This is a genomic window from Janthinobacterium foliorum (assembly GCF_978021625.1).
Map to the genome: position 1 here is coordinate 296,932 of NZ_CDXDQE010000006.1, position 11,523 is coordinate 308,454.

The window sequence follows — 11,523 nt, forward strand, 5'->3', positions numbered from 1 at the left end:
CGTCTTTTACCCACCGGACAGCTTTATTATCATGGAACAGATCGATCAGCGTTACCTCGTGCAACAGAATAAAATCAGCGACGGCGAGACCAGGCCGCCCGTGTTTGCCAAGGTAATGCGCAGCAAGGAAGGCGTGTTTGAAGGCGTTTCCTTCATCAAGTCGAAGGACAAGGCCACCATCATGACCATCGAGGATGCCAACCAGGCCATCAAATGGGCCACCAGCAAGAAGCCGAACGCGCACGAGTACGTCACCAAGGTCATCTGCGTCGGCCAGTAAGCGCGCCATCCGCCACCGTTCATTCCCGCATTCGCCCCGTCCATCCCCCCATCGTGCAGTTCATCGCATGGCGATTGCCGCCGTGGCGGCGCTTTACTATAGTGCCCTCACGGTAGCGGGGCAAGCACGGCTTGCTCCGCACATTTCATTGAGGGGGACAACATGCTGGGATTCGTGCTGTGGCTGTTATTGCTGATGCTGTGCTGGCCCCTGGCCTTGCTGGCCCTGGTTCTGTACCCGCTGGCGTGGCTGTTCCTGCTGCCATTTCGCCTGATCGGCGTTGGCGTGGAAGGCGTGCTGGAATTGCTGCGCGCCATCGTCATGCTGCCGGCCAGAGTGCTGGGCGGCGGCCGGCGCTAAAAACATGTTTCGCATAAAAAAATGGCGCCGTCGGCGCCATTTTTATTGGTGTCATGATGCTTTACAGGTCGACCATGAAACCGGCGCCGATCGATTTTTGCGAATAGTTGTAATCGATCAGGCTCTGGCCGTAGCCGGAGAACAATTGCAGATAGCCTTTCAGGTTGGCTTTCAGCGGGAAAGCCCAGCTGGCTTGCATGGAGCCATGCTTCTTGCTGAAGTTGCGGCGCGCCGTCACGGCGTATTCATGGCCCTTGTTGCGGTAGCTCAAGCGCAAATCGCCATGCCCCATGTAATCGATGATGTCGATATTGTCATTGTCGACGGCGCTATTGTCGAGACGGTGCCAGACGCGGGCCGTGATGGCCAGATTGTCTTTTTCCATGCCCAGTTCCGCATACACGCGGTTCCAGCTGCGCGACAGGGTCGACGTCTGACCATTCGACTGGTGCACGAGGCCGAAGTTCAGGTAATTGAATTCGAGGCCCGCCACATTCTTATTGATCGGCATGACCAGCATCAGCTCGGGCTGATAGTTGGTTTCGCGGAACGGGCTCGAGGCCTTGCGGTTATACGCCTGCCAGAAACTTTGCTGCGTGTAGCCAAACCACATGTCGATGGGCGTGCCGGCGATATCTTCCAGCATTTTCATCTTGAAGCTCAGCTGGAAAGTCAGTTCCACGTGCTGGCTCTTGATGCCGCCAGGCGTGAAGTCCTGGAACGGTTCATCGTTGGACGCATCGCTGTAATTGGCCAGCAACAGGTAGGTATCGCGGTGGGGGCGGAAATTGAACAGGCCCCGTTTCGACGCTTCGTTCAATTCCCACGACTGCTGGGTACGCGAAATGGGGGCTTCCGGCGGCGCCGCGCCAGCCTGCGCGATGGCGGGAATGGCGGCATTGACGGCTTCCGGCGTGGCCACGCCAGGCGGGCTGACGGGCGTGATGGGGGCGACATCGGCGGCCACTGCCAGGGCCACGGCCGCCGTCTTGGGATCGCCGCCGGCGGCGATGGTGGCCTTTTCCGCCGCCTTGGCCAGGGTATCAAAGCAACCCAGGCGGGCGCTGGCATCGCCAAGCACGGCGCAACGCTGCATTTGCTGTTCCAGTTCGCCGGCCATGGCCAGCGCTGGCGAGGCCAGCAGGGAGGAGAGAATTATTTTTCTTAGTTGGATAGTCATAGGCTGAGTGGGGCATGTCGTTCGGTGCGCACCTGGGCTGCATGCCGGCGGCGTCGCCTTGCACGGCAGGATGCCATGCGTATTGATACTGATTAATCTTTGTTGATTTAGTACTTATGAAAGTATAGCTGAATCCGCAATTTGCTCCGCGCGTCTACCGTGCGCGAGACTGACAGTGTTGCGCGCATGGTAAAAGCCGGTCACCGCCTGCCGCCCAAATCGATGTCTGCTACACTGGAAAACCGGCGCAAACCCTGGCGTGCCGGGGCTAGCCATGGAGATTGTGATGACCCGCAAAACACCTATCGAGCGCTACCGCAATATTGGCATCAGCGCCCATATCGACGCCGGCAAGACCACCACGACCGAGCGCATCCTGTTCTATACCGGCGTCAACCACAGGATAGGCGAAGTGCACAATGGCGCCGCCACGATGGACTGGATGGAACAGGAGCAGGAGCGGGGCATCACCATCACCTCGGCCGCCACCACGGCTTTCTGGAAAGGCATGGCCGGCAACTTCCCCGAACACCGCATCAACATCATCGACACGCCCGGCCACGTGGACTTCACGATTGAAGTGGAGCGCTCGATGCGCGTGCTCGACGGCGCCGTGATGGTCTACGATGCCGTCGGCGGGGTGCAGCCGCAATCGGAAACCGTCTGGCGGCAAGCCAACAAATACCACGTGCCGCGCATCGCCTTCATCAACAAGATGGACCGGATCGGCGCGGACTTCCTGCGCGTGCGCCAGCAGATCGCCGACCGCCTGAAGGGCGTGGCCGTGCCCATCCAGCTGCCGATCGGCGCGGAGGACCATTTCACGGGCGTCATCGACCTGCTGAAAATGCGCGCCATCACCTGGGACGACGCCAGCCAGGGCGTGCAGTTCAGCTATGGCGAGATTCCCGCCGCATTGCAGGCGCAGGCGCAGGAATGGCGCGAGCACCTGGTCGAGCACGCGGCCGAGGCCAGCCTGGACATGACGGAACGCTACCTGAATGGCGACACGTTTACCGAGGCCGAGCTCAAGCAGGCATTGCGCGCGCGCACCATCCGCAATGAAATCGTGCCGATGCTGTGCGGCAGCGCCTTCAAGAACAAGGGCGTGCAGACGATGCTCGACGCCGTCATCGAATACCTGCCGTCGCCGCTGGAAGTGCCGCCCATCATGGGCCATGACGAGCACGACAACGAGGTGGAGCGCCACCCGGCCGACGACGAGCATTTTTCCGCCCTCGCCTTCAAGATCATGACGGACCCGTTCGTGGGCCAGCTGACCTTCTTCCGCGTGTATTCGGGCGTGGTGAACTCGGGCGACATGGTCTACAACCCCACCAAGAGCGCGCGCGAGCGGCTGGGCCGTATCCTGCAGATGCATGCGAATGAACGCAAGGAAATCAAGGAAGTGTATGCGGGCGATATCGCCGCCGCCGTGGGCCTGAAAGCCGTGACGACGGGCGACACCCTGTGCGCGCTCGATCACATCATCGTGCTGGAAAAGATGATTTTCCCGGAACCCGTGATCTCGCAGGCGGTCGAACCGAAGACCAAGCCGGACCAGGAAAAGATGGGCATTGCCCTGAACCGCCTGGCGCAGGAAGACCCGTCGTTCAAGGTGCATACGGATGAAGAGTCGGGCCAGACCATCATGTCTGGCATGGGCGAGCTGCACCTGGAAATCCTGGTCGACCGCATGCGCCGCGAATTCGGCGTGGAAGCGAACGTGGGCAAGCCGCAGGTGGCCTACCGCGAAACCATCACGCGCACGGTGGAAGATATCGAGGGCAAGTTCGTCAAGCAGTCGGGCGGCCGGGGCCAGTACGGCCACGTGGTGCTGAAACTCGAACCGCTGGAACCCGGCACGGGCTACCAGTTCGTCGACGCCATCAAGGGCGGCGTGGTGCCGCGTGAATTCATTCCGGCTGTCGACAAGGGCATCGTGGAAACCCTGAAGGCGGGCGTGCTGGCCGGCTATCCGGTGGTGGACGTCAAGGCGACCCTGACCTTTGGCTCCTACCACGACGTCGATTCGAACGAGAACGCCTTCCGCATGGCCGGTTCCATCGCGTTCAAGGAGGGCATGCGCAAGGCCAATCCCGTCTTGCTGGAACCGATGATGCAGGTGGAGGCGGAAACGCCGGAAGAATTCATGGGCAACGTCATGGGCGACCTGACGGCCCGGCGCGGCATGGTGCAGGGCGTCGACGATATCCCCGGCGGCTCCGGGCGCATCGTCAAGGCCCTCGTGCCGCTGGCGGAAATGTTCGGTTACTCGACAACGCTGCGTTCCTTGACCCAGGGCAGGGCCACCTACACGATGGAATTCAAGCACTATGCGGCCGTGCCCAAGCATATCCTCGACCAGGTGGCGGCGGCGGGCAAAGCCAAGTAGCCACGTAGGTCGGATCAGGCCCATCGGGCCGTCATCCGACGACTTTGTTGGCGCCTGCCGGGTTGTCGGATGACGGCGCTTCGCGCCTCATCCGACCTACGGTATCTACGGTATCTACGGTATCTACGGTATCTACGGTTCTACATAGATTCAATGCGCCAGATTCTGCGCAATAATCGTATCCGCAAGCTTTTCCGCTTCCCCCACCGGCTGCGTCAAGGCCTTGGTGGTATACAAGGTCGAGGCCACCATCGGCTGGTCCAGCGTCGCCCCTTCGCCATGGCTGGTATCGACCGTCACGGTGGTCGACAGGCCGATGCGCAGCGGGTGGGCGGCCAGTTCCTTCGGGTCCAGGGTGATGCGCACGGGCACGCGCTGCACCACCTTGATCCAGTTGCCTGTGGCGTTTTGCGCCGGCAGCAGGGAAAACGCGCTGCCCGTGCCGGCCGACATGCCCAGCACTTTGCCGTGGTACACCACCTTGCTGCCATATAAGTCCGTCTCGATGCTGGCGGCCTGGCCCACGCGGATATTGCGCAGCTCCGACTCCTTGAAGTTGGCGTCGATCCACAGCTGGTCCAGCGGCACGATGGACATCAAAGGCGTGCCCGGGGTCACGTGCGTGCCCAGCTGCACGCTGCGCTTGGCGACATAGCCGGAGACGGGCGCAACGACGGCGTTGCGGCGCACGGCCAGCCATGCCTGCACCACGTCGCCCTTGGCGGACAAGACAGCCGGATGGCTGGCCAGGTTCACGCCGGCCACGCCCGACTTGGCGGACTCGGCCTGGCGCTGTGCCACTGCCAAGGCCGCTTTCGCATCATCGACGGCCTGTTTCGCATGGGCCAGGTCTTCGCCGGAAATCGTGTGGTCCGCCGCCAGCGGCGCGCGGCGCGCCAGGTTGCCTTGCGCCGTGGCCAGGGCCAGGCGGCGCTGCTCGATGACGGCGTCGTACTGCGCCACGTTCGCATAGCGCTCGCGTTCCTGGCGCACCACATTGCCCAGCCGCGCCTGCGCCTGGCTCAGGGCCAGGTCCGCATCGATGCCGTTCAGGGTGATCAGGGGCGCGCCCGCTTTTACCATCTGCGTCTCGTCGGCGCGGATCTCGTCGACATTGCCCGTCACTTGCGCGGACAGGGTGACCATATTGCCGCCCACATAGGCATTGTCCGTCACTTCTTCCTTGGCCAGCACCAGCTGGTAGTAGGCGCCCCAGGCCACGCCCGCCACGAGGAAGGCGGCCGTGATGGCGATGAGGACGGTCTTGCGCTTGCCCGGCTTGTCGGCTGGCGTCGTTGCCTGTGTGCTTGCTGGGGTGCTCGTGTTATCGCTGCTCATGATGTGTTCCGTAGTCAAATGTTGGATTTTTTATTGTTGGGCGCTGGCCGTAAAATCGCTGCTGCCCCGGTAGCCGCCGCCGAGCGCCAGATTCAGGTTGATTTCCGCGTTCTGGCGCTGGTTTTGCAGCTGCATGCCCAGGTCGACCTGGCCGCGCACGGTCATTTCCGCGTTGAGCTGGCTGGCCCGGTCGGCCAGCCCCTGTTTCATGCGCGCATTTGCGTTGCGCAGCTGCGCCTCGCTGGCGCGCAGGTTGTCTTCCTGCAGGCGCAGCTGGTTTTCCACCCCCTGCACCTTCGCGCCGGCCTGCGCCACGTCGCGCACCACGTTGAAGACGTTCTGGTTGTAGTCGGCGATCAGCTCGTTGCGTTCGCTGCGCGCGCCGCCCAGTTGCGCCTGCAGGCGGCCGCTGTCGAACAGGGGCAGCGACAAGGCCGGTCCGATGAACAGGGTGCGGCTGCCCGATTGCAGCAGCTTGCCCAGTTTCACCGCGTCCAGGCCGAACGACGCGCCCAGGTCGATATCGGGATAGAACGCCGCCTGCGCCGCCTCGATCTTGCTCAGCGATGCCTGCACGCGCCAGCGCGCCGCCTGCAAGTCGGGCCGGCGCGCCAGCAATTCCATGCCCAGCTTGCCGGGCAGGGCGTGCGGCAGCGCTTGCGCCTGCGCCGGCTGCAAGCTGGACAGGGCCGCGCCATCCGCCCCCAGGGATGGACCCAGCAAGGCGCGCAAGGCTTCGCGTTCCGTGACGATCTGCGTTTCCAGCAGGGCGATCTGCTGTTGCAGCAGACTCAAGCGTGTTTGCGCGGACAAATGGTCGTCGCTGACGCCCAGGCCGTTGGCGATGCGCTTTTCCTTGTCGACCACCAGCTGGCGCTGCAAGTCCACCAGCGCATGCAGGTTATCCATGCGGGCCCAGCTGCTTTGCATGCTGAAGTAGTGGCGGGCGATCTCGGCCGCCAGCATCTGTTCCGCCATTGCGTACTCGGCGCGGCGCGCATTGACTTCGCCCAGGCTGGCCGCGATCTGCGCCTTGTGCTTGCCCCACCAGTCCAGGTCGTAATGGGCTTGCACGCCCACGGTCACCTCGTTGTAGTAATTGCCGCCGATGGGGGCGGGCATCAGGCCATTGCCCGAGTAGCGCTGGCGGCTGGCGTTCGCGCCCAGGTCTACGCTGGGGCCGCGCTCCGCATGCTGGGCATCGAACGCGGCCAGGGCCGAGCCGATGCGGGCATTCGCCACGTCCAGGCTGGGGCTGGCGGACAGGGCGCTCTCGATCAGCTGGTCCAGCTGCCTGTCCTGGAACTGGCGCCACCACTGGGCGGCTGGCCAGCCTTCGCTGGCCAGGTGGATGTCGGCCGCCAGCTGCATCTTGGCCAGATCTTGCTGCGGCAACACGTGCGTGTCGGGCGGAATGCTGGCGCAGCCGGCCAGGGCCAGATTCAACGCCAGTACGGTAAGGGAAAGTTTCATTGTGGTTCGCATGGTGTTTACTCCATCGCCGCGTGGTCGACCACGACAGGCGCATTCTTTTTCGGGGGTTTGATCAGGAGCAAGAGCGGCAGCACGAGGATGGTCAGCCACATCATCATCCAGAAGTCGTCGAGGTAGGCGATCATCGAGGCTTGCCGCGTGATCTCGCCATTCAGGGCCGCCATGCCCGTGCTCGTGCCCAAATCGAACACCTGGGCAATGCCGGGGTCATGCAGGGCAGGATTGGCAATATTGATGTGCTCCGTCAAGGACGCATGGGCAATCTGCGTATTGCGCACCAACAGGGTTTGCACGAGGGCGATGCCGATGCTGCTGCCGATATTGCGCACCAGGCTGTAAATGGCCGTGCCTTCCGCGCGCATCTCGGGCGACAGGGTGGCAAACGTGGCCGCGCTCAGGGGCACGAACACGAGGCCCAGGCCGATGCCCTGGATGATGCCGTTCCACACCACGGTCTTGGGTACCAGGTCCAGGGTGAAATTGGCCATCTGCCACAGCGAGAACGCCGTGATGGAAAAGCCCACGCCCAGCAGGATGCGCGTGTCGATCTTGCCCGTCAGCTTGCCGACGATCAGCATGGCCATCATCGTGCCCAGGCCGCTGGGCGCCGTCACCAGGCCGGCGATTGCTGCCGGGTAATTCATCAGGCCTTGCAGCATCGATGGCGTCAGCGCCCGGGTGGCGAACAGCACCAGGCCGACGATGAAGATGAACAGCAGGCCGCTGACATAGTTCGAGTTCTTCAGCAGGCGGTAGTCGAGGAAGGACTTGCCGGCCGGGCGCAGCGCCGTGTGGGCGATGAAGTAGCACAGGCTCATGGCCAGCACGATGGCTTCGATCCACGTTTCCGTCGAAGAAAACCAGTCATTCTGCTCGCCCCGGTCCAGCAGCATCTGCAGCGCGCCGATGGACAGGCTCAAGGTGGCAAAACCGAACATGTCGAAGGTCATGCGGCCCTTGGGCGCATCCTTGCGGATGTAGCGCCAGATGCCATAGAAAGCCATGGCGCCGATGGGGATGTTGATGAAGAAGACCCAGCGCCAGCTGTAGCTGTCCGTCAGCCAGCCGCCCAGGGTGGGACCGAGGATGGGGCCGATCATCACGCCCATGCCCCAGATGGCCATGGCCGAGCCGTGCTTCTCGCGTGGATTGATGTCGAGCAGCACCGCCTGCGACAGCGGCACGAGGGCCGCGCCGAACACGCCCTGCAGCAAACGGGCGGCGACGATCTCGGAAAGCGTGCCCGACAGGCCGCACAGCACGGAAGCGATGGTAAAGCCGGCCACGGAGACGAGGAAGGTGTTTTTCTGGCCGAAGCGGTCGCACAGCCAGCCCGTGAGCGGCGTGGCGATGGCGGCGGCGACGATGAAGGAGGTCAGCACCCAGGTGATCTGGTCTTGCGAGGCGGACAGGCTGCCTTGCATGTGGGGCAGGGCCACGTTGGCGATGGTGCCGTCGAGCGCCTGGATGATGGTGGCGAGCATGATCGAAATGGTGATCATGCGCCGGTTCAGGGTGGGGTCCTGTGAAGCGGGCAGGGCCGCTGCGGCACTGGCGGAGGCGGAACTCATCAGGCGCATCCACCCTGGTCCGTGCCGCCGATTTCCGTCGTGCGCTGCAGCGTTTCGAGCAACTCCGTGGCGGCCAGCAGTTGCGCCGGGTCGATGCCTTGCAGCAGCTCCTTGCGGAAGCCGTCCGCTTCCTTGCGCACCGTGTCATACACGCGCATGCCCGCCTCGGTCAGCACCACCAGCTTGACGCGGCGGTCCGTCTCCGACGGCTGGCGCAGCACGAAGCCTGATTTCACGAGCCGGTCCAGCATCGACACCATGGTGGGGTTTTCCACGCCCAGCTGGTGCGCCAGTTCGCTTTGCGAGGGCGGCTGCGGCGATTTGGCGATCATGGCGATGCACATCCAGCTCGCTTGCCCCAGGTCCAGGTCCTTCAGGCGCCGGTCGATGGCATGGCGCCAGCCGCGCGCCGTCTTGTGGAGCGCGGCGGAAAAGCGCTCTTCGATAGAAGTCATAAAGTGAGTCATCTAATAGTTAGGTATCGAACTAATATTTTAGCATGCTGTTTTGAAACACGTGCAGGCCTTCCCGTTTGTTGGCCGCACTGGTACATTGGGTGCCAGTCCACCCCAACGAGGAGCACATATGAGCACAGCAGAGCAGAAGCAAGAAGGGCAGCACCGCGACAGCAGCGACTTTGTCATCACGCAAACCTTCGACGCGCCGCGCGACCTGGTGTTTCGCGCGTGGGTGGAACCGGAGCGCCTGGCGCAATGGTGGGGGCCTGTCGGTTTTGAATTGAGCGTGCTGGCGCTGGACTTGCGGCCGGGCGGCATCTTCCACTACGGCATGCGCGCCGACAATGGCTACGAGATGTGGGGCAAGTTCACCTACCAGGAGATCGACGCGCCGGAAAAAATCGTCTCCATCCTGTCCTTCGCCGACAAGCAGGGCAACGCCGTGCAGCACCCCGTCAGCGCCACCTGGCCGCTGGAGTCGTTCAATACCATGACCCTCACGGAGGAGAACGGCAAGACGACGATGACCCTGCGCTCGACGCCGCACAAGGCCAGCGACGAGCAGCATGAGACGTTCAAGCAGGGGTTTGAGTCGATGAAGGAGGGGTTCAAGGCGACGTTTGGCCAGTTGGCGCAGTATCTGGCCCGCGTGCAGTAGTTTGTTGGCGGAGCTGCTTGATTAACAACGGCGGGCCGGCGTCGCGGGCCTGAGAAAATACCCAGGGCCGCGTTGCTTGGGCTCGCCGTACATGCGTACTGTCTTCGCCCGCGCGCAACTTTATCTCGACAAATTCTTGCGCCAATCCATCTTCGCCACTTTTGTAGAGACAATATGATTCGCTCAGGTTTTTTTGAGCTTTTGCGACCACTGCATTGGAGTCGATATCTTCGATTGATTGCATAACAGCTTTCACTTGCTCATGATGTACGCACGGCTTAGCCACGCGTGAAAACGTCACGATTCATCCCGCTGGGCATCCCGTTCGCGGCAGCTCAGCGACGCATAGTGGCCCTTGGGCACCTTGTTCCGGATCGCCACATCGCGCAGCTCATGCGCGAAATCGACATGCTCGGTCAGGGAGCAGCGGTGGCTGCGGGCGAATTGGGCCAGGTTCTGCGTGCTGCCGTGCACCCTTACCGTCACGCCCACACCGGGGCTGACGCAGCAGCCGATGTACTGCGCCATGTATTCCTCCTCGATCAGCACCAGTTCGTGGCCCAGGAAGGACGCCGGCTGCTTGAGCAGGTAGTAGTCGGTGTAGTCGGCGCGCTGGTTGGGTTTCTTGTCAATCAGGCCCGCCTGCATGTAGGCCTGGATGGCCTTGCCGGACGTGCCGGTGCGCTCGTCCGTGCCTTTCTTGAGCTGCATGGCGTGCTGCAATCCGCTTTCCAGCGGCGGGGGAGCGGCGGCAAAGGCCGGGGCGGCAGATGCGGCAAGCAGGGCAAAGGCGATAGCGCGTTTCATGGCGCCTCCATGCCCAGCATCTGCCGGATCACCGGCAAGATCATCTTCCACGCGTTCGACGTGGCCGCGATCTCGTCGTAGTGGCTGGCGCCGGGCAGGATCAGCACTTCCGCATGGTCGCCGGCCAACTGGGCCTTGGCCGCGTAGTCGTGCGCCACCCGCGGCGGGGAGATGGTGTCGAGCTCGCCCGTGGCCAGCACGGTGCGGCTGCCGTTGGGCATCAGGTCGGCCGCGTTGGTGTCGCTGTAGATGTCGGGACGCTGCGCGCTGGCGCTGCCTGCCAGCTGGGCGATGTCGCGCTCGCAGCTGGTCTTGATCAATTCCTTTTCATGGCGCAGGTCGGCCAGGCCGCCCAGGCTGACGATGTTTTTCACGGGCAGGAAGGTGTCGCGGTACAGGGGGCTGCTCTTCGGCAGCTGGCCGCGGCCGGCGATCCATTGCACCAGCTGGCCGCCCGCCGAATGGCCCATGGCCACGATGCGGGCCGTGTCGAGCTGGTACTGGCCGGCGTGTTGCTGCAGGCTGTCCAGTGCCGCGTGCATGTCGTGATACGTGCCCGGATAGCCGCCACCGGCCTCGTCGACGCGGCGGTATTCCACATTCCACACGGCGATGCCTTGCGCGGCGAGGGCGCCGGCCACGTTGCGCATCTGCGTGATGCCGCCGAACTCCACCGTCCAGCAGCCGCCATGCACGAGCACGACGACGGGAAACGGTCCCGTGCCTGCCGGCCGGAACAGCTGCGCGTATTGCGACGGCGCCGCGCCATAGGCGATCTGTACTGTGGGAGCGGGACCGTGCAGGGCCAGGTAATCGTCGAGGCTCATGGGAGCGGCGACGGCGCCGTGGACGGAGGCGAGCAGGGCAGTGGCGATCAGCGAGGGAGGCAGGGACATGGTCATGGAAGGCGCTTAAGAGGATGGCAACACTTTAGCATAGGCGGTTTGCACTGGAACAGCGCACGGGAGCGGGGCGCGCAATA

Annotated in this window: 11 protein-coding genes; 4 read left to right on the forward strand and 7 right to left on the reverse strand. The window is 63.2% G+C overall.

Translation table 11 applies throughout. From position 1 onward, the window contains the following. Positions 1 to 31: 31 nt before the first annotated feature. Both ACZ92H_RS15400 and ACZ92H_RS15405 read left to right on the forward strand, forming a co-directional pair. Complete coding sequence (locus ACZ92H_RS15400) at positions 32 to 280, forward strand: hypothetical protein (protein ID WP_077404685.1); 249 nt, start codon at positions 32 to 34, stop codon at positions 278 to 280. Positions 281 to 442: 162 nt separating this feature from the next. Further along, positions 443 to 640, forward strand: a complete 198-nt coding sequence (locus ACZ92H_RS15405) for a hypothetical protein (RefSeq protein WP_131369184.1) — start codon at positions 443 to 445, stop codon at positions 638 to 640. A gap of 61 nt (positions 641 to 701) precedes the next feature. Here the strand turns inward: ACZ92H_RS15405 and ACZ92H_RS15410 are convergent, their stop codons facing one another. Then, positions 702 to 1,820, reverse strand: coding sequence for a phospholipase A (locus tag ACZ92H_RS15410; protein WP_465050022.1), 1,119 nt, complete (start codon positions 1,818 to 1,820; stop codon positions 702 to 704). A 286-nt stretch (positions 1,821 to 2,106) separates the two neighbouring features. On the opposite strand from ACZ92H_RS15410, the gene fusA reads away from it, so the two are divergent. Further along, positions 2,107 to 4,215 (forward strand): elongation factor G, encoded by a 2,109-nt coding sequence (gene fusA, locus ACZ92H_RS15415; protein WP_465050023.1) that lies wholly within the window; start codon positions 2,107 to 2,109, stop codon positions 4,213 to 4,215. Positions 4,216 to 4,365: 150 nt separating this feature from the next. Here the strand turns inward: fusA and ACZ92H_RS15420 are convergent, their stop codons facing one another. Genes ACZ92H_RS15420 through ACZ92H_RS15435 form a run of 4 tightly spaced genes read right to left on the reverse strand, consistent with a single transcriptional unit; the run spans position 4,366 to position 9,073 of the window. Then, a complete protein-coding gene (locus ACZ92H_RS15420) occupies positions 4,366 to 5,553 on the reverse strand; it encodes an HlyD family secretion protein (RefSeq protein ID WP_465050024.1) in 1,188 nt (395 codons plus the stop codon). 30 nt (positions 5,554 to 5,583) lie between these two features. Beyond that, a complete protein-coding gene (locus tag ACZ92H_RS15425) occupies positions 5,584 to 7,026 on the reverse strand; it encodes an efflux transporter outer membrane subunit (RefSeq protein WP_465050025.1) in 1,443 nt (480 codons plus the stop codon). A gap of 17 nt (positions 7,027 to 7,043) precedes the next feature. Continuing rightward, on the reverse strand, positions 7,044 to 8,618 hold the full coding sequence (locus ACZ92H_RS15430; protein WP_131369192.1) for a DHA2 family efflux MFS transporter permease subunit: 1,575 nt from the start codon (positions 8,616 to 8,618) through the stop codon (positions 7,044 to 7,046). Further along, positions 8,618 to 9,073 (reverse strand): MarR family winged helix-turn-helix transcriptional regulator, encoded by a 456-nt coding sequence (locus ACZ92H_RS15435; protein ID WP_465050026.1) that lies wholly within the window; start codon positions 9,071 to 9,073, stop codon positions 8,618 to 8,620. Before ACZ92H_RS15435 ends, ACZ92H_RS15430 begins: the two co-directional genes overlap by 1 nt. A 130-nt stretch (positions 9,074 to 9,203) precedes the next feature. On the opposite strand from ACZ92H_RS15435, the gene ACZ92H_RS15440 reads away from it, so the two are divergent. After that, positions 9,204 to 9,734, forward strand: a complete 531-nt coding sequence (locus ACZ92H_RS15440; RefSeq protein WP_465050027.1) for an SRPBCC family protein — start codon at positions 9,204 to 9,206, stop codon at positions 9,732 to 9,734. Between the two features lie 297 nt (positions 9,735 to 10,031). Here ACZ92H_RS15440 and ACZ92H_RS15445 read toward each other — a convergent pair whose 3' ends face one another. After that, positions 10,032 to 10,541, reverse strand: a complete 510-nt coding sequence (locus ACZ92H_RS15445) for a hypothetical protein (RefSeq protein ID WP_465050028.1) — start codon at positions 10,539 to 10,541, stop codon at positions 10,032 to 10,034. After that, positions 10,538 to 11,443 carry an alpha/beta hydrolase gene (locus ACZ92H_RS15450; protein WP_465050029.1) on the reverse strand — a complete coding sequence of 302 codons (906 nt, stop codon included), beginning with the start codon at positions 11,441 to 11,443 and terminating at the stop codon, positions 10,538 to 10,540. Before ACZ92H_RS15450 ends, ACZ92H_RS15445 begins: the two co-directional genes overlap by 4 nt. Between the last annotated feature and the right edge of the window lie 80 nt (positions 11,444 to 11,523).

Excerpts from the sequence above, each read along its gene's own strand:
- ACZ92H_RS15430 (WP_131369192.1), bottom strand. The coding sequence starts at position 8,618 with ATGAGTTCCGCCTCCGCCAGTGCCGCAGCGGCCCTGCCCGCTTCACAG.
- ACZ92H_RS15425 (WP_465050025.1), bottom strand. The coding sequence starts at position 7,026 with ATGAAACTTTCCCTTACCGTACTGGCGTTGAATCTGGCCCTGGCCGGC.
- ACZ92H_RS15445 (WP_465050028.1), bottom strand. The coding sequence starts at position 10,541 with ATGAAACGCGCTATCGCCTTTGCCCTGCTTGCCGCATCTGCCGCCCCG.
- ACZ92H_RS15450 (WP_465050029.1), bottom strand. The coding sequence starts at position 11,443 with ATGACCATGTCCCTGCCTCCCTCGCTGATCGCCACTGCCCTGCTCGCC.
- ACZ92H_RS15435 (WP_465050026.1), bottom strand. The coding sequence starts at position 9,073 with ATGACTTCTATCGAAGAGCGCTTTTCCGCCGCGCTCCACAAGACGGCG.
- fusA (WP_465050023.1), top strand. The coding sequence starts at position 2,107 with ATGACCCGCAAAACACCTATCGAGCGCTACCGCAATATTGGCATCAGC.
- ACZ92H_RS15440 (WP_465050027.1), top strand. The coding sequence starts at position 9,204 with ATGAGCACAGCAGAGCAGAAGCAAGAAGGGCAGCACCGCGACAGCAGC.
- ACZ92H_RS15410 (WP_465050022.1), bottom strand. The coding sequence starts at position 1,820 with ATGACTATCCAACTAAGAAAAATAATTCTCTCCTCCCTGCTGGCCTCG.
- ACZ92H_RS15420 (WP_465050024.1), bottom strand. The coding sequence starts at position 5,553 with ATGAGCAGCGATAACACGAGCACCCCAGCAAGCACACAGGCAACGACG.
- ACZ92H_RS15405 (WP_131369184.1), top strand. The coding sequence starts at position 443 with ATGCTGGGATTCGTGCTGTGGCTGTTATTGCTGATGCTGTGCTGGCCC.
- ACZ92H_RS15400 (WP_077404685.1), top strand. The coding sequence starts at position 32 with ATGGAACAGATCGATCAGCGTTACCTCGTGCAACAGAATAAAATCAGC.